The 20778-nt window shown below is 67.8% G+C and carries 15 protein-coding genes; 13 read left to right on the top strand and 2 right to left on the bottom strand.

The window, feature by feature from the left end; translation table 11 throughout:
• Positions 1-9 precede the first annotated feature (9 nt).
• Positions 10-849 (top strand): HAD family hydrolase, encoded by an 840-nt coding sequence (locus ACZ6DL_RS07480; protein WP_466049747.1) that lies wholly within the window; start codon positions 10-12, stop codon positions 847-849.
• Positions 850-921: 72 nt separating this feature from the next.
• Here the strand turns inward: ACZ6DL_RS07480 and ACZ6DL_RS07475 are convergent, their stop codons facing one another.
• Positions 922-3486, bottom strand: coding sequence for an N-acetylmuramoyl-L-alanine amidase (locus tag ACZ6DL_RS07475; protein WP_466049745.1), 2565 nt, complete (start codon positions 3484-3486; stop codon positions 922-924).
• A gap of 355 nt (positions 3487-3841) precedes the next feature.
• Here ACZ6DL_RS07475 and ACZ6DL_RS07470 point away from each other — a divergent pair, with 355 nt between their 5' ends.
• The 3 genes from ACZ6DL_RS07470 (at position 3842) to ACZ6DL_RS07460 (ending at position 7487) form a co-directional block, all read left to right on the top strand.
• Positions 3842-5398, top strand: coding sequence for an LGFP repeat-containing protein (locus ACZ6DL_RS07470; protein ID WP_466049743.1), 1557 nt, complete (start codon positions 3842-3844; stop codon positions 5396-5398).
• Between the two features lie 513 nt (positions 5399-5911).
• Positions 5912-6670: a MerR family transcriptional regulator gene (locus ACZ6DL_RS07465; protein ID WP_466049741.1), complete on the top strand. Its 759-nt coding sequence runs from the start codon at positions 5912-5914 to the stop codon at positions 6668-6670.
• Between the two features lie 151 nt (positions 6671-6821).
• Entirely contained in the window at positions 6822-7487 is a 666-nt protein-coding gene (locus ACZ6DL_RS07460; protein ID WP_466049739.1) for a hypothetical protein, read from the top strand.
• A 38-nt stretch (positions 7488-7525) separates the two neighbouring features.
• Here the strand turns inward: ACZ6DL_RS07460 and ACZ6DL_RS07455 are convergent, their stop codons facing one another.
• Entirely contained in the window at positions 7526-8158 is a 633-nt protein-coding gene (locus ACZ6DL_RS07455; protein ID WP_466049737.1) for a TetR/AcrR family transcriptional regulator, read from the bottom strand.
• A gap of 108 nt (positions 8159-8266) precedes the next feature.
• Between ACZ6DL_RS07455 and ACZ6DL_RS07450 the strand changes: the two genes are divergently transcribed.
• The 9 genes from ACZ6DL_RS07450 (at position 8267) to ACZ6DL_RS07410 (ending at position 20607) form a co-directional block, all read left to right on the top strand.
• Positions 8267-8989, top strand: a complete 723-nt coding sequence (locus ACZ6DL_RS07450) for an SDR family NAD(P)-dependent oxidoreductase (RefSeq protein WP_393231232.1) — start codon at positions 8267-8269, stop codon at positions 8987-8989.
• A gap of 361 nt (positions 8990-9350) precedes the next feature.
• Positions 9351-10577 carry a UDP-galactopyranose mutase gene (gene glf / locus ACZ6DL_RS07445; protein ID WP_062967159.1) on the top strand — a complete coding sequence of 409 codons (1227 nt, stop codon included), beginning with the start codon at positions 9351-9353 and terminating at the stop codon, positions 10575-10577.
• Positions 10578-10584: 7 nt separating this feature from the next.
• Positions 10585-12519 (top strand): glycosyltransferase, encoded by a 1935-nt coding sequence (locus ACZ6DL_RS07440; protein WP_466049734.1) that lies wholly within the window; start codon positions 10585-10587, stop codon positions 12517-12519.
• 92 nt (positions 12520-12611) lie between these two features.
• Positions 12612-13154, top strand: coding sequence for a phosphatase PAP2 family protein (locus tag ACZ6DL_RS07435; protein ID WP_357959030.1), 543 nt, complete (start codon positions 12612-12614; stop codon positions 13152-13154).
• Position 13155: 1 nt separating this feature from the next.
• Positions 13156-14082 carry a decaprenyl-phosphate phosphoribosyltransferase gene (locus tag ACZ6DL_RS07430; RefSeq protein WP_466049732.1) on the top strand — a complete coding sequence of 309 codons (927 nt, stop codon included), beginning with the start codon at positions 13156-13158 and terminating at the stop codon, positions 14080-14082.
• Positions 14083-14086: 4 nt separating this feature from the next.
• A complete protein-coding gene (locus tag ACZ6DL_RS07425) occupies positions 14087-16027 on the top strand; it encodes an arabinofuranosyltransferase AftB family protein (RefSeq protein WP_466049730.1) in 1941 nt (646 codons plus the stop codon).
• Between the two features lie 224 nt (positions 16028-16251).
• Complete coding sequence (locus ACZ6DL_RS07420) at positions 16252-17319, top strand: alpha/beta hydrolase (RefSeq protein WP_051174760.1); 1068 nt, start codon at positions 16252-16254, stop codon at positions 17317-17319.
• A gap of 300 nt (positions 17320-17619) precedes the next feature.
• Positions 17620-18681, top strand: coding sequence for an alpha/beta hydrolase (locus ACZ6DL_RS07415; protein ID WP_466049728.1), 1062 nt, complete (start codon positions 17620-17622; stop codon positions 18679-18681).
• Between the two features lie 885 nt (positions 18682-19566).
• Positions 19567-20607: an alpha/beta hydrolase gene (locus tag ACZ6DL_RS07410; RefSeq protein ID WP_245548770.1), complete on the top strand. Its 1041-nt coding sequence runs from the start codon at positions 19567-19569 to the stop codon at positions 20605-20607.
• The last annotated feature ends 171 nt before the right edge of the window (positions 20608-20778 follow it).

Raw genomic sequence — 20778 nt, 5'->3', positions numbered from 1 at the left:
TCCGGCAGGATGGAATGGGTGATGCCCCTGCACCTGCCCAAGCCGAAGATGGTCGCCACCGATGTGGACGGCACGCTCATCGATCACGACGAGCGGGTCACCGCGCGGACCAAGGCAGCGGTAGGCGCTCTGATCGCCGACGGTGTGCCGTTCGTCCTGGCCACGGGGCGTCCGCCACGCTGGATCGATCCCGTGGTGCAGGGCCTGGGTTACGCCCCGCTGTGCGTGTGCGGCAACGGTGCGGTGATCTATGACAGCGCCGCCGACCGGGTGCTGGCCAGCATGACATTGGACGTGCCGACGCTCGCCTGGCTCGCCGATGTCGCCGAGCGGGCGTTGCCGGGCTGCGGTCTGGCGGCCGAACGTGTCGGCGAGCGCGCGCACGACGCGGTGACCCCGCAGTTCGTCAGCTCGCCGCAGTACGAGCACGCCTGGCTCAACCCGGACGACACCTCGGTCGCCCGCGAGGAGGTCATCGACGCGCCCGCCATCAAGATGCTGATCCGGCTACCCGGCGCGCGCAGCTCGGACATGCGCACCGTGCTCGCCCCGCTGATCGGTGAGCGAGCCGACATCACCTACTCGACCGAGCACGGGCTCATCGAACTGTCCGCGCCGGGCATCACCAAGGCCGCCGGGCTTGCGGTGGTCGCGCAGCGGCTCGGCGTGGACGAGTCCACCATCGTCGCGTTCGGCGACATGCCCAACGACGTCCCCATGCTCACCATGGCGGGCCACGGCGTCGCGATGCGCAACGCCCACCCCGAGGCCATCGCCGCCGCCGACGAGATCGCCGAATCGAACTCCGACGACGGAGTCGCGCGAATTCTCGAACGCTGGTGGATGTAGCGGTGGTACACAGGCGGAGCCCGCGCCGTGGCGCGGGCTCCGAATCAGTGTGACCTGCTGAGTGGTTCGCGATCAGTCCTCGGGTGAGGGTTGCGAGGATGCGGCTTGGGCTGGGTCGGCAACCGTGGGCCCCGGACCGTGTGACGGCCGGATGGCGTCCACCTGCTGAAGTTCCGCCGGGGACGGACCGATCGGGGCGCGAGCGCCTGACTCTGTCGGAGCCCGGGTGATGAGCGGGGTTCCTGCTTCGGGAGCGATCGGCGGAGCGGGCACAGCGGCCGGGGCGTCAGCTCGGAGCGGGGCATTGCCTGGAGCTTGGGCGGCCGGAGCCTGGGCACCGCCTTGGGGCGGAGTATTGCCTGGAGCTTGGGCGGCCGAAGCCTGGGCACCGCCTTGGGGCGAAGTATTGCCTGGAGCTTGGGCGGCCGGAGCTTGGGGCGGGACGCTGCCCGGAGTCTGAGCGGCCGGAGCCTGGGCACCGCCTTGGGCCGGGGCTTTGCCCGGAGTCCGAGCGGCCGGAGCCTGGGCAACACCCTGATCCGGAGCGCCGCCCGGAACCGATGCGGCCGGAGCAGGCGCGTTGGGCGGAATCGGCGCGCTCACCTGGCCCGCGATCGGGTTCCGGTGGGTTTCCTCCCGGTAGGTGTCGTTGTAGGTCTTCCACACGGTCGTGACGATGCCGGTGAGCTGGTTGAGGATCAGCGAGCCGCGTTCGAAGTCGGCGCGCAGGCCGTCCGGCACCGGGTAGGCGTTCCGCAGCGGGAGTCCGAGGACACCCGTGTCGGCGCCGAGTTGCAGGAAGCGATCCAGGATGGTGCCGAGCACCTCGACGACCTGTCCGTCGGCCGCGGTGTAGACGTAACCGTTGGAGAATTTCGCGTACTGCCGGCCTTCCGCGGCGGGCAGCACGTCCGAGCGGACGGCGCCGAGCGGGCCGTTCGGTCCGCCGGACCGAGACCAGTGCCTGGCGATGATGTTCTCCTGCACCATGTTCAGCAGCTTCGTGGTCAGCGCGGCGAGGTTCGCCACATCGGATTCGCCGGACGCCGGGGGTCGACTGTCCTGCCCGCCGGACGCACCCGGCGTACCGGCGGCGATGTCGCGGATCCGATCCATCAGCGCGTACGCGGCGTAGCCGGGGCAGGTGGTGTTGCCGACGTCGCGGTGCGCGAAGACGACCGGCAACTGGACCGCCTCGCCCTGGGCATACGGGGTGTAGGAGGTGCCCTCGGAGACCATCGTGGTGTTGCCCTTCGGATCGAGTCCGGCGATCTTGGTGCGCCAGCCCACGAAGGCGCCGATCGCCTCGATCGCCGCCTCGGTCGGTTGCTCGGATTCGTAGTTGCCCATCAGTGCGACGCCGGAGGTGTTCTCGTTGAACCCACCCGCGTGCGCGCCCTGCACCGGGCGGTCCAGGCCGCCGAAGCGCCCCTCGAAGACCTGGCCGTACTTGTCGACCAACGCGTTGTAGCCGATGTCGCACCAGCCCAACGTTTTCGCGTGATAGGTGTAGATCGCGCGGACGATTCCGGCCGACTCGGACTTGCTGTAGTCGTTGCGGCCCGCTGTGTGGTGCACGGTGACGCCGCCGAGGCCGTCGTCGTAGGTCGGCTCGTCGCAGCGGATCGATTCGTCGGCGCCCCACTGGGCGCGGGTGATCACGCTCGGCCCGCCGCCGGGCAGCGCCGCGGCGACGTTGTGCAGCGAGCCGTCGGCAGCGCCCCGACCGGGATCGATGAGCACGGCGGTCAGGTCCGCGGCCTGGGGGGCCGGGTCGTCGGACCGCGGGGCGGGTTGCTGCGCCGCGTCGTCCGCGCTGGGTGCGGGCTGCGCCACCGGCTGAATCGAGCCCGCCGCAGCCTGCTTTCGAGTGACCAGGACCTGCACCGCGTTCGTATCGCCGACGTAGATCGGCTCGGTGCCGTCGGTCGCACCCGGGCCGGAGCGGTCGGTGCGGTGTGTGTCGACCGGTTCGGTGTCGTACCAGGGCCCCCACGTGCCGTCGGGCTGCCGAGCCCGGATCGTGGCCGCGGTGTCGGCCAACTGCCGGGCGGTGAGCGCGACCATGCTGAACGGCGTGTCGCTGGAGAGTTCTTTCACCTGTGCCCCCACTTGGCTCATCAGTTCGGGGGTCACGGCGCCGGGAGACAGCGCGGGGGTGTCGGGAGTGGTGCCCGGCTGGAGCCGGTCGGGCTCCGCGATGAAGCGCACACTGCCTTGGGAAATGGGCTGGGCTGGGGAATTAGAGCTCTCCGGCGAAGGATTCGGAGTGAATTCCGGGCCGGAGGTTTGGCCGGAATTCGAGCTGGGTAGTCGTACTCCTTCCGTTAGCCGCGCGTCCGGTGGTGGCGGGCCATCCGGAATCGGAATGGACTCGGCGATCGGAAGCATGCGCAGATCGGAAAGATGCAGATCAGGCAGGCTCAACCCGGTGAGTTCGCGCAGCGGCAGCACGATATCGGGCGCCTGGGTGAGCGCGATCTCGGCGAGTTCGGTCGTTACGGCGGCCGGTTCGCTGTTGGTGGTGGTGCGGTAGTCGGTCCAATCGCCGAACGTCAGCGTGCCAAGTGGGGCAGCTACCGCGAGGGTGGTGACAACTGGGAGCACGTAGGAACGTTTCGGTTTGCGGTACCGCACGAGCGTCTCCAATCAGGTCGAACCAGGGATCATGAGTGATTCAGGGTTGCTTCCTGATGTAGCAATGATCACAATAGCCACATTTGCCACATAACTAAACCTCTGGTTGAGGATTATGTGGTTGCCTGAATGTAGCTCTTAGATTGCTATCGCATCTACAGAACGTGCCGAAAAGATCGAGATCGACCGTCTGGGGAAACCACGGGAGTGAACGGATGCCTCATAATTTGAGCACACCAAGAGCGAAACAATGCTGGTAAACGGCATTTTTCTGGAGCGATCGCGCGTCGTGCGCCTGCATCGGCGACAGCTGCGCCCCCACTCGACATCGATTGTGTTGCTAATCGGCTTCGGAATGGTCGCTGGAACACTCTTCGCGGGCTCCGGCGATCCGCTGGACGCTCCATATCGCCCCCTGGCGGGACCGGGGCACGGGCGCGGCATGAGCCAGGTGGGCGCGTTCGAGAACGCGCGAGCGGGGTGGACAGCCGAACGCATCCTCGAGCACTACTACCCAGGCGCGACGCTCACCACCGTCGCGCCCACCGCCGTCCGGGTTCGTCTCATGACGCGGGACGACTCGGCTCTCGACGCCTTCGCGGACGCCGGCCTGCGCGTGGCGGGCAGGGAGGTGGCGCCCGGTCAGGTCGCGCACCTGACGCCGCAGCCGGGTGGCCGAGCGAGCGTGGTCGTTACGGCGGGCTGCGACGGTGACGTGCTGTGGCAGGCGGCGACCGACGACCCCTGGATCCATCCCGTCGACTCCCGGCCGAACCGCCCTGCGGCGGAACATCTCACGCTGTGCGGGGGTTCGGCGTATCGCGGTGCGCTCGGCGTCGCCCTCGAGGACGGCGCGGCTCGCACGATCAACCAGGTGGACGTCGAGGACTATCTACTCGGCGTGGTCCCGGCGGAGGTGCAGCCCAACTGGGCGGACAAGGGCGCGGCGGAGGCCTTACGCGCCCAGGCGATCGCGGCGCGCTCCTATGCCCTTGCCGAACAGCGCTATCCGTACGCGCAGACCTGCGACACCACTGCTTGCCAGCGGTATCCCGGCACTGCGCAGGAGGATCCGAGGACGGCAGCCGCCGTCTCGGCAACGGCCGGAGCGGTCCTGCTGCGCGACGGCCGGATCCTGCGCACGGAGTACTCGGCCGCGCCCGATGGCGGGGAACCCGCGGACATCCGGACCCTCGAGGTCGGCCCCGCGCCCGGCGGGTCGACCACCACCGCGCCGCCCGAGGATCCGCGGAAACAGGCGGCGGTCACCGAGTCGGCGATCGATGCCGAGTATCGCCGTATCGGTGGCGCGACCAGCACGATCGGTACGCCGCTCGGGCCGGAGATGATCCTGCCGCGTCGCGCGGGCACCTACCGGCTCTACACCAACGGCGTCATCATCGTGACGCCCACACTGGGAGCGCAGGTCGTGGACTACTCACGCATGTTGCAGGCGGTTCCGGAAGCGGGTGCGCCGTCACGAATCCCGCCCGGGGCGTCGCCTTCTCCCGGCGCTCCCGCATCCGGTGGGGCTGGTGGCATGTCGCCTGGCGCGGCTCAGGCCGGCGCTATCGCCCCTGCTGGTGTGGATCAGCCCGCCACGGCGTCTCGTGGCGCTCAGCCCGGCGCTGTCTCGCCGCACGGTGCTATCCCACCCGGTGATGGGTCTATCTCTTCTGCAATCGCACCCCGTGATCCGGCTCGGTCCGATGCCACCGCACCCGGTGATGAAATCCCGCCTACAGCCACCGCGCCTGACGGTGCGGCTCAGGCAGACGATGCCTTGCCGGGCAGTGCGGCTCACCCCGGGATTACTTCGCGTGGTGGTGGTGGCGTTGCCCAATCCGGTGCTATCGCACCCGGTCGTGGGACATCGCTCGGTGCTGCCTCCGCGCAGGACGGTGGGGCTTAGCCCACAACCCCTCGCGATGATCACTATCCAGGGGTGTCGCCCAGCGGCTCGGTCGACTTGGCAGTAGTCCGGCCAGCTGCTGGCGGAAGGTGACGTCGAGTGCCGCCCGCAGCGCCTTGGGTCGATCATCCTGCGGCTGTGCGCGGACGTCGCCGTGCTCGACGCGCAGGCCGCACGGTTTGCGCACGGCCAGTGCATCGGTCTCCAACCTACGGATTCAGTGGGCGGTGACCGGTTGGCGGCCGACCGGTTGGCGGCTGCCGCCGGTGGGGCGGGTGGTGATCGGGCGCAGGCGCACCCGCTCCAGTGTCCAGCATGGCGATCGCGCTAAGCGGAACCCTGCTCGGTCGGTGCCCTCGAGGTCCCGGCTCGTTTTGTGCCGTCGCCAGTGCAGGTCGCGCCTGCCGATGCCTGCGACAAGCCGGAAAATCCGCCGGAACATCGGGGTTGACCTTGACGTAACGTCAACTTGCAAGCTGGTTACACCGATGAGAGAAGGAGGGAGGACAAGACGTGGTCACCAAGGAATGGTCCATCCAAGATCTGGCGAAGGCGGCCGGTACCACCAGCCGCACGCTGCGCCACTACGGGCAGTTGGGGCTGCTGCCGCCCAGCCGGATCGGCGCCAACGGATACCGGTTCTACGACCAGGCCTCCCTCGTGCGGTTGCAACGCATCCTGCTGCTGCGCGAACTCGGCCTCGGGCTTCCGGTCATCGCCGAAGTCCTTGCCGGAGAGCAGGACACCGCCGCCGCGCTGCGCACGCACCTGGACCTGCTTCGGCAGGAACAGGATCGGATCCGGCGGCTGATCGAGTCGGTGCACACCACGCTGCACAAGACGGAAAGAGGTGAACAACTCGTGGCAGCAGAAGTTTTCGACGGGTTCGACCACACGAAGTACAAGGACGAGGTGATCGAACGCTGGGGCAAGGACGCCTACGAGAGCGGTGACCGCTGGTGGCGCTCGATGTCCGACGCGGACAAGAAGACCTTCCAGCAGACCCATCTCGACATCGCCGCCGACTACGGCCGCGCGCACGCCGACGGGCTCACCCCCGACAGCGATGAGGTGCAGGCCATCGTCCAGCGCCACTACGACTGGATCGGCATCGGCTGGCAGGGTCGTCCGGTGGTGAAGGAGGCGTTCGTCAACCTGGGCGAGATGTACGTGGCCGATCCGCGTTTCGCGGTCAACTACGACGTCCACGGTGCGGGCACCGCGGAGTTCGTGCGCGACGCGATGAAGGTCTACGCCGAGCAGCGGCTGTAGAGCACAACCCTCCGACGGCCGGTACGCGTGCACGCGTACCGGCCGTCGTCCGTCCGGTTGTGAACGCGGCCCATTCCACTGTGCGAGAGCCGCTTTCCGGTCGATTTCTGTCGGGAGGGGGCGGTAGGGTTCGATATCGAAGGGGGGTTCGATGAACAATTCGTTTGCTCCGCCCGGGGGACAGGGCAGCGGAGCACCGTCGACTTGGCACACCGCGTCGGCGGTGATCGCGGCCTGTCTCGGTGGCGGCGGGATCGGTGTCGGTGCACTGCTCGGCATCGGGGAACTCAACGGCCCGGCCGGCGGAATCCCGGATGCCTCCAAGGATTTCGACGCTTGGTGGGCTGCCTCCCGTATTCGTGCGGTGCAGGAGATCTTGCTGGGGGTATCCGCGCTGCTGACGGTGGTCCTGGTCGGCGGTGCGATCCTCATGCTGTTCGGCAAGTCCGCTGGGCGGCCCGCGGTGCTGATCGGCTCCGCATGGGGATTCTTCGGCGGCCTGATCACGGCGACCTACGGCGGTGAGTACGGTTTGGCCGCGCGGTCGGCTGCTTCGCCCTTCTACCTGATCGTCGGGGCAGCTCTCTGCACAGTCGCGTCGGGTGCGATCGTGACCAGTCCGCTCGGTCGCCGCGCTGCTTCACCCGCACCCCTGCTCCTGCGGCCCGGTCACCCGTCACCGGCGCCGCAGTTCGGCCCCGAGCCGCCGGTGCCGCAGTCCGGTCTCCAGCCGCCGGTGCCACAGCCCGGTGCCCAGCCACCGGCGTCCCAATTCGGCCAACACTCACCCGCACCGCAGTCGCGACCGCCCTACTGACGCGCGGCTGCGCCCACGGGAGCACGTCGACAGGCCCACTAGGCCAGGTCGTCGCGCCCGAGCGCGTGCATCAGCTGGTCTTCGGTGATCGGGGGAACCGGGAGGGGATGGGCGGCCTCCGCGCGCAAGCCGTCGAGCACCAGGCCGAGGTGGCGGCGCCAGGCTTCGGGGGCGATGTGGCTGGTCGCCTCGACGATTCTGGTGTGCGACCAGGTGATGAAGGCGATGTCCTCCAGTACCCAGTCGTCCCGCAGGACCCCGGCTTCCTGGGCGCGGGTGATGATCCGGCGCATCAAGCCGTGGCCGTATTCCTGCGCCTGCGCGATGGCGCGGCTGGGGGCCGCCCGCACGGCGAGTTCGCTGAGCAGCCGATCGGCGGCTTGCAAAGCGCAGACCTGCTCGACCAGATAGACGAACGACTCCCAAGGGTCGTCCATGGACAGCGCGACTTCGGCGATGCGGCCGCCCGCCTCGATGCGGTCCTCCACCGCCGCCGCGATGAGGTCGTCGCGGGTGGGGAAGCGGTTGTAGAGGGTGCCGATGGCGACCCCGGCGCGGGCGGCGATCTCCTTCAGCGGTGCGTCGAGGCCGCGTTCCTCGAAGACGGCGCGGGCGGCGGTCACGAGCGCGTCCCGGTTGCGCTGGGCATCGCTTCGTAACGGCTTGTCCACGGGCCGATCCTACAAATCGGCCGCGGCGGATATGTTGAGCGTGGGTTCAAGTTAGGTTACCGTGGACATCGAACTTGAACCATGTCTCAACTTAATTCTGGAGTGGAAATGACCAAGACCATCGCGATCTTCGGGTACGGCCCCGGCCTGGGCGTCGGCACCGGCCGCCGATTCGGACGCGACGGGTTCCGAGTGGCCGTCATCGGGCGCGATCCGGAGAAGGCGCGCCGACATGCAGAGGAACTGGGGGCCGAGGGCATCGAGGCCGCCGCCTTCCCCGCGGACGTGACTGTCGCCGCGCAGGTCACGGGCGTGATCGAGAAGATCGAGGCGACTTTCGGGCCGATCCACGTGGCGATGCACGGCGCGGCGGGCAACATGAGCGACCGGCTGCCCTCGACGCTGGAGGTGGACATCCCCTCCCTCGATGCGCCGCTCGCGCTCAAGCTGCACTCACCGATTCTGATGACGCGGGCACTCGCGCCGAAAATGGTGGAAAGAGGCGACGGAGCGCTGCTGTTCTCCTCGGGCTCGTCCGAGCATTTCGTGGCGCCCTACCTCGCCAACTTCGGCATCGCGCTGGCCGCGCAGCGGGGTTACTTGCGCCAGCTCGAGGTGGAACTGCGCGGCACCGGCGTCTACGTGGGGTTGCTCAACATCGGCGCACTGATCGAAGGCAGCAAAGCCGCGCAGATCGTCGACGAGCACCCGGAGCTGATTCCCGACGGGCTCGAAATCGTGCGGATCAGCGGCGAAGAACTCGGTGACCACTACTGGCGGCTGTACACCGAGCGGGACAAGGTCGAGCAGGACGTCGGTTTCCCGGCCTGAGCGCGGTTGGATGCATCCGGACGCGGGCGACTCCCGGGCACCTCCGCACGGATCCATCCGAGGTGCTCGCGGGCAGCGAGTCACCGAGGAACGCGGTCCCTCGGTGACTCGCCGCGCAGAAGGAGTCCTCTTCGTCGCGCACCGGTTCGTGGTGGCCCACCGCCACGGAGCATCGCGAACCGAGCGCGATCGCCAGCCGGAGTAGTAAACAGCCCGGCGGTTGCCCGTGCGGTCCATTCCGGCAAACATCTGGCGAAATCGGGAGGTCGGGGGCGTGAAATCGGGTGCCGCGAACGGTGCCGCTCAGCGCACTTCCTACTCCGCCCGGACGCGGCCGGGACTTCCGATACTCTGGGCTCCCGTGACCGTCGCATCGTCCCCGGGTAACTCCGTCCATTCCGCCTCACAGTTCGATCTGATCGTCGTCGGCTCCGGATTCTTCGGGCTGACCGTTGCCGAACGCGCCGCCACCGTGCTGGGTAAACGGGTTCTGGTGATCGAACGGCGACACCACCTCGGTGGTAACGCGTACTCCGAGCCGGATCCGGAAACCGGGATCGAGATCCACAAGTACGGCGCGCACCTGTTCCACACGTCGAACAAGCGGGTGTGGGACTACGTCACCCAGTTCACCGAGTTCACCGGCTACCAGCACCGCGTCTTCGCGATGCACAAGGGGCAGGCCTACCAGTTCCCGATGGGCCTCGGTCTGGTCTCCCAGTTCTTCGGTCGCTACTTCTCGCCGGAGGAGGCGCGCAAGCTGATCGCCGAGCAGGCCTCGGAGATCGAGACCAAGGACGCGCAGAACCTCGAGGAGAAGGCCATCTCGCTGATCGGCCGACCGCTCTACGAGGCGTTCGTGCGCGACTACACCGCCAAGCAATGGCAGACCGACCCGAAGGAGCTGCCCGCGGGCAACATCACCCGGCTCCCGGTTCGCTACACCTTCGACAACCGCTACTTCAACGACACCTACGAGGGCCTGCCCCGCGAGGGCTACACGAAGTGGCTGGAGAACATGGCCGCCTCCGAGCTGATCGAGGTGCGGCTGAACACCGACTGGTTCGAGGTGCGCGAGCAGCTGCGCGCCGAGAACCCGGACGCACCGGTCGTCTACACCGGTCCGCTGGACCGCTACTTCGACTACAGCGAAGGCGAACTGGGCTGGCGCACCATCGATTTCGAGACCGAGGTGCTGCCGGTCGGTGACTTCCAAGGCACTTCGGTGATGAACTACAACGACGCGGACGTGCCCTACACCCGCATCATCGAGCCGCGCCACTTCCACCCCGAGCGCGAATACCCCGCCGACAAGACGGTGATTATGCGGGAGTACTCCCGGTTCGCGCAGACCGGTGACGAGCCGTACTACCCGATCAACACCCCGGAGGACCGGTCCAAACTGCTGGCCTACCGGGAGCTGGCCAAGCAGGAGACCGCCGCCGCGAAGGTCGTCTTCGGCGGCCGCCTCGGCACCTACCAGTACCTGGATATGCACATGGCGATCGGCAGCGCACTGAGCATGTTCGACAACGTGCTGCACCCGCACCTGGCGGACGGTGCGCCGCTGGTGGACCAGGAGGCTTAGGAGACCGATGACCTCCCAATCCATTTTGGAAGACATGACCACCGAGACCCGCGCGAAGTCGCTGCTGCAACGCATCATCCTGCCCAGGCCGGGTGAGCCGCTGGACGTGCGCACGCTCTATGTCGAGGAGTCGCAGACCAACGCCAGGCGCGCGCACGCGACCACCCGCACGTCGCTGTCGATCGGCGCGGAGTCCGAAGTCTCGTTCTGCACCTACTTCAACGCGCTGCCCGCGAGCTACTGGCGGCGCTGGAGCGTCCTGTCGTCGGTGGTGCTGCGGCTGGAACTGGCCGGGCACGGCCGGGTGGACGTGTACCGGTCCAAGGCCGACGGCTCGCGAATCCACGTGCAGGGCAGGGAATTCGCGGTGGCGACCGGCGCCGACTCGGTGGTCGTCGAGTTCGAGACCGATCTGGCCCCGTTCGAGGACGGCGGCTGGATCTGGTTCGACATCACCACCGACACGGCGGTCACGCTGCTGTCCGGCGGCTGGTACGCGCCGATCGAGGCACCCGGCGAGGGCAGCATCGCGGTCGGCATGCCCACCTTCAACCGGCCCACCGACGCGGTGAAGACCCTCGCGGCCCTCGGCTCGGATCCGCTGGTGCTGGAGAAGATCGCGGCCGTCATCATCCCGGACCAGGGCACCAGGAAGGTCGTCGACGAGCCCGGTTTCGCGGAATCCGCGGCGGCGCTCGGGAATCGCCTGTCCATTCACGACCAGCCCAACCTCGGTGGCTCCGGCGGATACAGCCGGGTCATGTACGAGGCGCTGAAGACCACCGACGCCGAGTACATCGTCTACATGGACGACGACATCGAGATCGAGCCGGACTCGATCCTGCGCGCGCTGGCCTTCGCCCGCTTCGCGAAGTCGCCGGTGCTCGTCGGTGGCCAGATGCTCAACCTGCAGGAGCGCTCGCACCTGCACGTCATGGGCGAGGTGGTCGACCGCGGCATCTTCATGTGGACCGCGGCCCCGAACGTCGAGTACGACCACGATTTCTCGAAGTACCCGCTCAAGGACCGGGACAATTCGAAGCTGCTGCACCGGCGCATCGACGTCGACTTCAACGGCTGGTGGACCTGTGTCATCCCGCGCCGCGTCGCCGAGGAACTCGGCCAGCCGCTTCCGCTGTTCCTCAAGTGGGACGACGCGGAGTACGGCCTGCGCGCCCGTGCGGCCGGATACCCGACCGTCACCCTGCCCGGCGCGGCGGTGTGGCACATGGCCTGGAGCGACAAGGACGACGCCATCGACTGGCAGGCGTATTTCCACCTGCGCAATCGCCTGGTCGTCGCCTCGCTGCACCTGCCGGGCAACGGGCGCGGCATGGTCGTCAACACGATCAAGGCCACCTTGAAGCACCTGCTGTGCCTGGAGTACTCGACGGTCGCGATCCAGAACCTCGCCATCCGCGACTTCCTGGCCGGCCCCGAGCGGCTGTTCCAGCTGCTGCCCAGTGCGCTCGGCGCGGTGCACGAGCTGCGCAAGCAGTACCCGGACGCGGTGATCCTGCCCTCGTCCACCGAACTGCCGCTGGCCAGCCACATCGGTGTCGGGGCGGTGGGCGAGCCCGCCAACCCGATCGCGAAGGTGGTCCGCCTGGCCAAGGGCCTGGTGCACAACTTCCGTCCCGCGCACTCCGAGCACCATGAGACCCCACAGCTGAACGTGCCGACGCTGGACGCGCGCTGGTTCCTGCTCTCGCAGGTCGACGGCGTCACCGTCACCACGGCCGACGGCCGCGGCGTCGTCTACCGCAAGCGCGATCCGCGCCAGGCGCTCGGCCTGTTCAAGGAGGCCATGCGCCTGCGCAAGGAGCTGGCCGCCCGCTTCCCGGAGATGCAGCAGCGTTACCGCGCCGCCCACCCGCAGCTGACCAGCACCGCGGCCTGGGAGAAGGTCTTCGGGATCGACACGAAGGACGGACAGCAGTGAGTCTCGGAGCGAGCGCCGCCGACGACGCGGCCGTGCAGCCGCCGTTGCACAGCGCCAACGGGCACGGCGGCCCGGTGTCCGCGCGACCGGCGATGGCCGAGCAGGCGCCGCCGGAAGTCGCGATCATCAACGCCGTGCAGGCCACCCTCGGCAGCAAACCGGCCGTGGTGTCCGCGGCCCGCAGCATGTCGCACTTCGGCGAGCACGCGCTCGGCTGGGTCGGCATCGCCGCCGCGGGATGGCTGGTCGACAAACCGCGGCGCAGACAGTGGGCGGGGGTCGCGGTCGGCGCGGTCGGCGCGCACGCGGCCTCGATCGTCATCAAGCGCGTTGTTCGCCGACCGCGCCCGAACGATCCGTCGGTGCAGGTCAACGTGGGGACGCCGAGCAAATTGAGCTTCCCGTCCTCGCACGCGACCTCCACGACGGCGGCGGCCGTGTTGCTCGGCAGATTGACCGGGCTACCCTTGCCTGCGGTGCTCGTCCCCCCGATGCTGCTTTCCCGGGTGGTCCTCGGGGTGCACTACCCCTCCGACGTGCTCGCCGGTTCCGCGCTCGGCGCCGCGTCCGCCGCCGCCCTGCTCGCCGCCGAAAAGAGACTCGACAGTGACCGCACAAGAAAGAGCCTTGGTTGACATGAGTGAAGAGCCGACCGGCGCCGACCTCGCCGAGGCGGTGGTCAAGGGCCCGCCCAAGACGCTGGCCGGCGGTCTGTTCAAGGCAGTCCGTCCGCGGCAGTGGGTCAAGAACGTCCTGGTGCTCGCCGCACCGCTGGCCGCGGGGACGGCCACCGATGTGGACGTGCTCGCGCATGTCGGCATCGCGTTCGTGGTGTTCTGCATGGCGGCCTCGGGCATCTACCTGGTGAACGACGCGCTCGACGTGGAGGCCGACCGGGCGCACCCGACCAAGCGGTTCCGGCCGATCGCCGCGGGCATCGTCCCGGTGAACCTGGCCTATCTGCTGTCCGCCACGCTGCTGGCCGGGTCGATCGCGGGATCGTTCCTCGCCTCGTGGGATCTGGCCGTCGTGATGGCGGTCTACATCGGCATCCAGCTGGCCTACTGCTTCGGCCTGAAGCATCAGGCCGTGCTGGACATCTGCATCGTGTCGTCCGGGTTCCTGCTGCGCGCGGTGGCCGGTGGCGCGGCGGCCGACATCGCACTGTCGCAGTGGTTCCTGTTGATCATGGCCTTCGGCTCGCTGTTCATGGCCGCGGGCAAGCGCTACGCGGAACTGCAGATCGCGCTGGGCACCGGCGCCAAGATCCGCAAGTCGCTGGAGTACTACACGCCCACCTACCTGCGCTTCATCTGGACGCTGGCCGCGACGGCGGTCGTGGTGTTCTACGGGCTGTGGGCGTTCCAGCAGGACGGCATCAAAGACACCAACTGGTTCGCGATCTCGATGATCCCGTTTACCATCGCAATCCTGCGTTACGCGGTCGACGTCGATGGTGGCGAGGCCGGGGAACCGGAAGAGATCGCGCTGGGGGACCGCATCCTGCAGTTCCTCGCAATCGCCTGGATCGGAGCGGTAGGTGTCGCTGTCTATCTCACCTGACGAGATGCTGGTAGCGGAGCGAACGGAACACGCGGCGGAGCGGCAAGCCGATGAGCAGACCCGCTCCGCGTCGCGGTTCACGCGCCTATCCGAAGCCACGTTCGTCGGTGGGATCGCGCTCACCGTTGTTCTTTTCGCGGTCGGAGGCTGGCAGCGACGGTGGATCGCCGACGACGGCCTCATCGTGTTGCGCACCGTCCGCAACCTGCTGGCGGGCAACGGCCCCGTCTTCAACGAGGGCGAACGCGTCGAAACCAACACCAGCACCGCGTGGACCTACCTGGTCTGGTTCTTCAGCTGGCTGACCCAGGCGCGGCTCGAGTACGTGGTGCTCGGTGTCGCGCTCACCGTGTCGCTGGCCGCGGTCGTGTTCGCCATGCTCGGATCGGCGCGGCTGTGGGGCGGCGCGGGCACCGGGCTGTTGCTGCCCGCGGGCGTGCTGGTCTACATCGCTCTGCCCCCGGCCCGCGACTACGTCACCTCCGGCCTGGAAAGCGGCTTGGTGATCTGCTGGATCGGCCTGCTGTGGTGGCAGCTGATGCGCTGGAGCCAGGCGAAGTCGGTGCGTCTGCCCGGCCTGCTCGGACTGGTCTTCCTCGCCGGGCTCGCCCCGCTGATCCGTCCCGAGATGACCCTGGTCGGCGCGCTGGCGCTGCTGATGATCTTCTTCGCCCCCATGCCGGAGAGCAAGCTGCGGCCGATCGTGTTGCGCGCGGTGATCGTCGCGGTGGCCGGGCTGGTTCCGCTGGGTTACCAGATCTGGCGGATGGGCTACTACGGTCTGCCCTACCCCAACACCGCCGTCGCCAAGGACGCGGGCGGAGCCAAATGGGGGCAGGGCTTCACCTACCTCTGGGACCTCGTCGGTCCGTACTTCCTCTGGGCGCCGCTGCTGGTGTTGCTGCTCGCCGGTGTGCTCGCGGCGCGCACGCGGACCGGCCGGACCGCCGACGCCGGTTCGTCGGACGCGCGCGGCTGGTCGATCCAGCGGGTCCGGAAGTGGCTGCGCTCCCCGGGAGCGGTGGTCACCGCGGTCCTCGTCAGCGGTTTCCTGCTGACCCTGTACGCGCTGCGAGTCGGCGGCGACTTCATGCACGGCCGGATGCTGCTGCCGCAGCTGTTCCTGCTGCTGCTCCCGGTCGCGGTCATCCCGATCCGCGCGCCCCGGGGCGGGGCGCGCGCGGCGACCGCCGCCGATTGGTCCTTCGCGGTGATCGCCGTGGCATTCGTCGGCGTCGCGGGCTGGGCGCTGTTCGCCGCCAGCACCACCGCGATCAAGACCGGCACCAAGATCACCTCCACCGGCATCGTCGACGAGCGCGTCTACTACGTGCTCAACACCGGGCACGACCACCCGATACTGGCCGAGGACTACCTGGACTATCCGCGTATCCGCGCCATGGTCGACGACATCACCGCGAGCCCGAACGGCGGCCTGCTGCTGAACTCGCCCTCCTTCATGTTCTGGTACGTCGCTCCGCCGCCGCAGCCCATTCCGGACGGCGGCGCCGGGCACACGGTCTACTTCCTGAACCTCGGGATGACCAGCATGAACGTCCCATTGGACGTGCGGGTGATCGATCCGATGGGCTTGGCCTACCCGCTGGCGGCGCACACCGACCGCCTCACCGACGGCCGGATCGGGCACGACAAGAGCCTGTACCCGGACTGGGTCATCGTGGACGCGGGCATGGTGGACAGGAAACCGTGGATGCCCTGGTATCTGGACGAGAAATGGGTGACCCAGGCACGGACCGCGATGTCCTGCCCGGACACCCAGGCACTGCTGATCTCCTCGCGCGACCCGCTCACCTTCGAGCGGTTCCGGCACAACCTGCGCAACTCGCTGCGTTTCGCGAAGTACCGCATCGACCGCGTGCCGAAGTACGAGATCCAGCGGTGCGGCCTGGTCGATCCGTTCCCGCAACCGGTCGCGCCGCGCTGAATCCGTGGCACGCACCGGGCCCGGTCATGCACGCCGACCAGGGCCTTGTGCGAGTCCGATAAAGTGGCGTACGCCGCTTTATCTCTTTTTGGTAACGCCACCGTGTCGATACCGATATACGCTACGACCGTATGCCCGGCCGTGGCGTCCATCGGTTGAGGGCATCGGCGGGTTACCGTGTGGACGGCTTGCCGCTGTCGCTGTGAAACGAAAGGTTCAAACTGATGCGAGGCGTGATCGGGCGTCGTCTTAATACTCGAAGAGCAGGTTCCTGGCTCAAGCGGTCCGTGCTGGTGTCGCTGGCGGTTCTGCTACCGCTCGGGGTGTCGGTGGCAGGCCCTGCCGCCCCGGCGTCCGCCGCGTTCAACCCGGACGGTTTCGACTTCTGGGTCGATTCGGAGATGGGGCCGATCAAGTCGCGCGTCTTCCGCGCCGCCGACGGCAACACCGGGCGCGTGGTCTACGCGCTGGACGGTATGCGGGCGCGCACGGACCTGAGCGGCTGGGAGATCGACACCGAGGTCGTTCGTGAGCTGACCAAGTGGAACATCAACGTGGTCATGCCGGTCGGCGGACCGTCCAGCTTCTACGCGGATTGGAACGGTCCGAGCGATTTCTTCGGCCTGGGCAGCGCGGGCTCGTCGTCCACCGGTTCGGCGAACTCCGGCTCCGGCCTGCTGACCGGTTCCGCGGGCGGGCCGGGCAAGACCAGCACCTACAAGTGGGAAACCTTCCTCACCAACAACCTGCGCTGGGCGCTGCGCGACCGGCTCGGCTTCAACCCGAACGGCAACGGCGTATTCGGCCTGTCCATGGGCGGCAGCGCCGCGCTCACCCTGGCGGCCTACCACCCCGACCAGTTCCGTTACGCCGGTTCGTACTCCGGCTATCTGAACATCTCCGCGCCGGGCATGCGTGAGGCGCTGCGCGTGGCGATGCTGGACGCGGGCGGCTACAACATCGACGCGATGGCGCCGCCGTGGGGCCCGCAGTGGCTGCGGATGGACCCGTTCGTATTCGCGCCGCGGCTGAAGGCGAACAACACCCGCCTGTGGGTCTCCGCCGGTAGCGGTCTGCCGAGTGGGGCCGACGGTTTGAGCTTCAACACCGTCAACGCGATGGGGCTGGAAGCGCTGGCCTTGGCCAACACCCGCGCGTTCCAGGTCCGCATGCTCACCCTGGGCGCGAACAACGTCACCTACGACTTCCCGGCCGTCGGTGTGCACAACTGGAACTACTGGGCCGACGAGGTCTACCGGATGATCCCCGACCTGTCCGCCAACATCGGGTAGTTCGGCAATCGCGACGAAAGACCGCTCCGCGCCAACGGCACGGAGCGGTCTTTCGGCGTTTACCGGGTCGTCCGGGGGTAATTCGGCAACGAATACGAAGAAAACGGGCTTCGGTAGTTGTGGTCTGGATCACCATCCAGCAACATGAAGGCATTCGTTCCCGATTGATACTCCAACGACATGCACCGAGATCGATCCGTCCATTTCTCGGTGGACGTTGCGACTCGGCGCCCGATGAGGGCTCGGTATTGATCGCTGAAAGTTTGCTGAACGAGGCCGCTCGAGGAAAGGTCGACTGTGATGCGTAGTGCGCGCGGGAAGCGCGGGCCCGAGGGGTCTCGAACATCCGGTTCGTGGTTGCGACGGTCCGCCCTCGGCGTCGCCGTGGCGCTGCTGTTACCGCTCGGCACGACCATCGCGGGCACCGGCGCCACGGCATCGGCGGCCTTCGACCCCGCGGCCTTGGACTTCTGGGTCGATTCCGGCATGGGCCCGATCAAGACCCGGATCCTGCGGGCGGCGGACGGCAACACCAATCGCGTCGTCTACGTGCTCGACGGCATGCGGGCGCCGGAATCGCTGAACGGCTGGGAGATCGAGACGAACATTCCGCAAGTCCTGGCGAGCCAGAACATCAATGTGGTCATGCCGGTCGGCGGCATGTCGAGCTTCTACGCCGACTGGATCGCGCCGAGCGAGTTCCTGGGTATTCCGGCGGGTAGCGGTTCGAGCACCGGTTCCGGCGGGCTGGACGGGTTCGCCGGCGGACCGGGCAAGAGCTACCGCTACCAGTGGGAGACCTTCCTGACCAACAACCTGCGCTGGGCGCTGCGCGATCGGCTCGGGTTCAACCCGAATCGCAACGGCGCCTTCGGGTTGTCGATGGGTGGCAGCGCGGCACTGACCCTGGCCGCCTATCACCCGGACCAGTTCAGCTTCGCCGGCTCGTTCTCCGGGTACCTGAACAACTCGGCGCCGGGTATGCGCGAGGCGATCCGCGCCGCCATGCTGGACGCGGGCGGCTACAACGTCGACTCGATGGCCCCGCCGTGGAGTCCGCAGTGGCTGCGGATGGACCCGTTCGTGTTCGCCCCCAACCTGGTCCGCAACGGCACCCGCGTGTGGATCGCCGCGGCCAGCGGCCTGCCCTCGGCCACCGACCCGCCCAGCTTCAGCACCCTCAACGGCATGGGTCTGGAGACCCTGGCGCTGGCGAACACCCGCGCGTTCCAGGTGCGGATGGCGACGCTCGGCGGCGGCAACGCCGTGTACTCCTTCCCGCCGTTCGGTATTCACGCCTGGAACAACTGGTCCGACGAGGCCATGCGAATGATTCCGGATATGTCGGCGAACATCGGGTGAGTTGGATTTCCAGCGCCTGCGGCGCTGGGTGTTCGCGGCCACCTTTATGGCTCGCGTCAGAGCGGACGAGACTCGCCCTGCGGCGCACGCCTTCGTCCGCTCCGCCGCGAGCCGGGCCGCGAACGGCGCTCGTATGACTCGCACCCCGAGGAGGGTGGGTGAGTGGGGATCTCGCGCTTGTGATGCACCCGTGGTTCGGGAACATTTGTTCGCGTTTGTGCAGTTGTGTTGCTTCTCGGTGCCTGGGGTGCTGTAGGGGGTGGGCCCTAGGGGGTATGGGGGCGCTGGGCAGCTGAACTCGGGGGTAGGGGGTTGTGCAGAGTAGGGGGTTCTAGGGGCGGGTGGGGAGGGCGCGACTGCCCCCGATTCGTTTGCTGTGTAATCGCTGCGATAAGATCTTCGGAGCTAGAACTGTTTGCTCGGGATCATTCTCGCGGCTATCACGGCAGATCTCGGGGCCGATCACATCTCGGTCAACGGTCCTGCCGAGTCTTCGCGTCGTCGACCGGATGCGTGGTGCGCCGGTCGGGGGGCGAGCCCGACGCCGGGATTGCGAAGATCTCGGGTCGGTGACAGTTCCCGCCAGGAGCGCGAATATCTTGCGATCCAAGACGACATCACCGCGAGAACGCGATAAGGTCACCGCATCATTACCTTGCGCAAACGGACGGATTTCGGCCAGTGGAAAGACCTCGGATCTTGCTAAAGCAGGGACCGTCGAATATCGTCCAGCGAGCGCAAGTGTGACCAGATCGTTGTAGCGCCGTCACGGGGATCGGATTGTCGGGACCATGTCCGTGACGCGCGTCTCGTTGGCAACACGGGTGCCGCTTCGCCCTTCGGGTGGCGAGGTGGCACCACAACAGCAGAAAGAGAGCAGGATTCATGCGTTTCGGCAGGGCGGCCGCGCCGAAGAGAACAGAGTCGGGACGACGAGGCGCGCCTCGCGGTTGGCGTAATCGAATTCTGGCTGTCGGTGCCGCCGCATTGGCGCTACCGATCGCCGCGGGCCTGGCGACCCCGACGCTCGCCACCGCGGCGCCGTCGGCGCACGCGCCGGTGTTGCGAGCGCCCGCGGGTGGCTTCGAGGACCTGATGGTCCCCTCCAGCATGGGCCCGATCAAGGTCCAGGTCCAGTGGGCCGCGCGCGGCGGTAACGCGGCGCTCTACCTGCTCGACGGCCTGCGTGCCCGCGACGACCGCAACGCGTGGTCGTTCGAGACCAACGCGCTGCAGCAGTTCGGCAACGACAACATCACCCTGGTGATGCCGGTCGGCGGCCAGTCCAGCTTCTACACCGACTGGTACGCGCCGTCGAACCTGAACGGCCAGAAGACCACCTACAAGTGGGAGACCTTCCTCACCAAGGAGCTCCCGGCCTTCCTGGAGGGTTACGGCGTCTCGCGCACCAACAACGCGGTCGTCGGCCTGTCCATGGGCGGCAGCGCTGCGCTGGCTCTCGCGGCCTACCACCGCGACCAGTTCAAGTTCGCCGCCTCCTACTCGGGCTACCTGAACATCTCCGCGCCGGGCATGCGCGAGGCGATCCGCGTCGCGATGCTGGACGCGGGCCGCTTCAACGTCGACTCGATGGCCGCGCCGTGGAGCCCGCAGTGGCTGCGGATGGACCCGTTCGTGTTCGCGCCGCAGCTGAAGGGGCTGCCGATGTACATCTCGGCCGCCAGCGGTCTGCCGGGTCAGTTCGACCAGCCGAACTCGGCGGTCGGCGTGTTCAACACCGGTAACGCGATGGCGCTGGAAGCCCTTTCGCTGGTCAACACCCGCGCGTTCCAGGCTCGCCTGAGCTCGCTGGGTATCCCGGCCCGGTTCGACTTCCCGGCCGCGGGCACCCACTCCTGGAAGTACTGGGAGGGCCAGCTGTTCGCCTCCCGCAACATGATCCTGGACGCCACCGGCGCCTGGTGATCTGATCCACCTTCTCGCATTCAGGCCGCACCGTTTCGGTGCGGCCTGAATTGCGTTCGGGGCCAGTGCTGATCGCGGAACAGCGAACATAGTTTGCTAGGCAGCGCGTGTCTCCCGTAAACGTTGCTATAACGGGAGTACAAAGCTTCTGTGGCAGGGATTACGTGCGGT

The sequence above is a fragment of the Nocardia sp. NPDC041819 genome, from assembly GCF_055590505.1.
Note: the sequence above shows the minus strand (reverse complement) of the source record. Positions and strands in the feature narration are given on the sequence as shown.

Bases quoted from the DNA above. Each gene is read 5' to 3' on its own strand.
- ACZ6DL_RS07480 (WP_466049747.1), top strand. From the start codon at position 10: ATGGAATGGGTGATGCCCCTGCACCTGCCCAAGCCGAAGATGGTCGCC.
- ACZ6DL_RS07470 (WP_466049743.1), top strand. From the start codon at position 3,842: ATGGTCGCTGGAACACTCTTCGCGGGCTCCGGCGATCCGCTGGACGCT.
- ACZ6DL_RS07460 (WP_466049739.1), top strand. From the start codon at position 6,822: ATGAACAATTCGTTTGCTCCGCCCGGGGGACAGGGCAGCGGAGCACCG.
- ACZ6DL_RS07450 (WP_393231232.1), top strand. From the start codon at position 8,267: ATGACCAAGACCATCGCGATCTTCGGGTACGGCCCCGGCCTGGGCGTC.
- ACZ6DL_RS07440 (WP_466049734.1), top strand. From the start codon at position 10,585: ATGACCTCCCAATCCATTTTGGAAGACATGACCACCGAGACCCGCGCG.
- ACZ6DL_RS07435 (WP_357959030.1), top strand. From the start codon at position 12,612: ATGGCCGAGCAGGCGCCGCCGGAAGTCGCGATCATCAACGCCGTGCAG.
- ACZ6DL_RS07430 (WP_466049732.1), top strand. From the start codon at position 13,156: ATGAGTGAAGAGCCGACCGGCGCCGACCTCGCCGAGGCGGTGGTCAAG.
- ACZ6DL_RS07425 (WP_466049730.1), top strand. From the start codon at position 14,087: ATGCTGGTAGCGGAGCGAACGGAACACGCGGCGGAGCGGCAAGCCGAT.
- ACZ6DL_RS07420 (WP_051174760.1), top strand. From the start codon at position 16,252: ATGCGAGGCGTGATCGGGCGTCGTCTTAATACTCGAAGAGCAGGTTCC.
- ACZ6DL_RS07415 (WP_466049728.1), top strand. From the start codon at position 17,620: ATGCGTAGTGCGCGCGGGAAGCGCGGGCCCGAGGGGTCTCGAACATCC.
- ACZ6DL_RS07410 (WP_245548770.1), top strand. From the start codon at position 19,567: ATGCGTTTCGGCAGGGCGGCCGCGCCGAAGAGAACAGAGTCGGGACGA.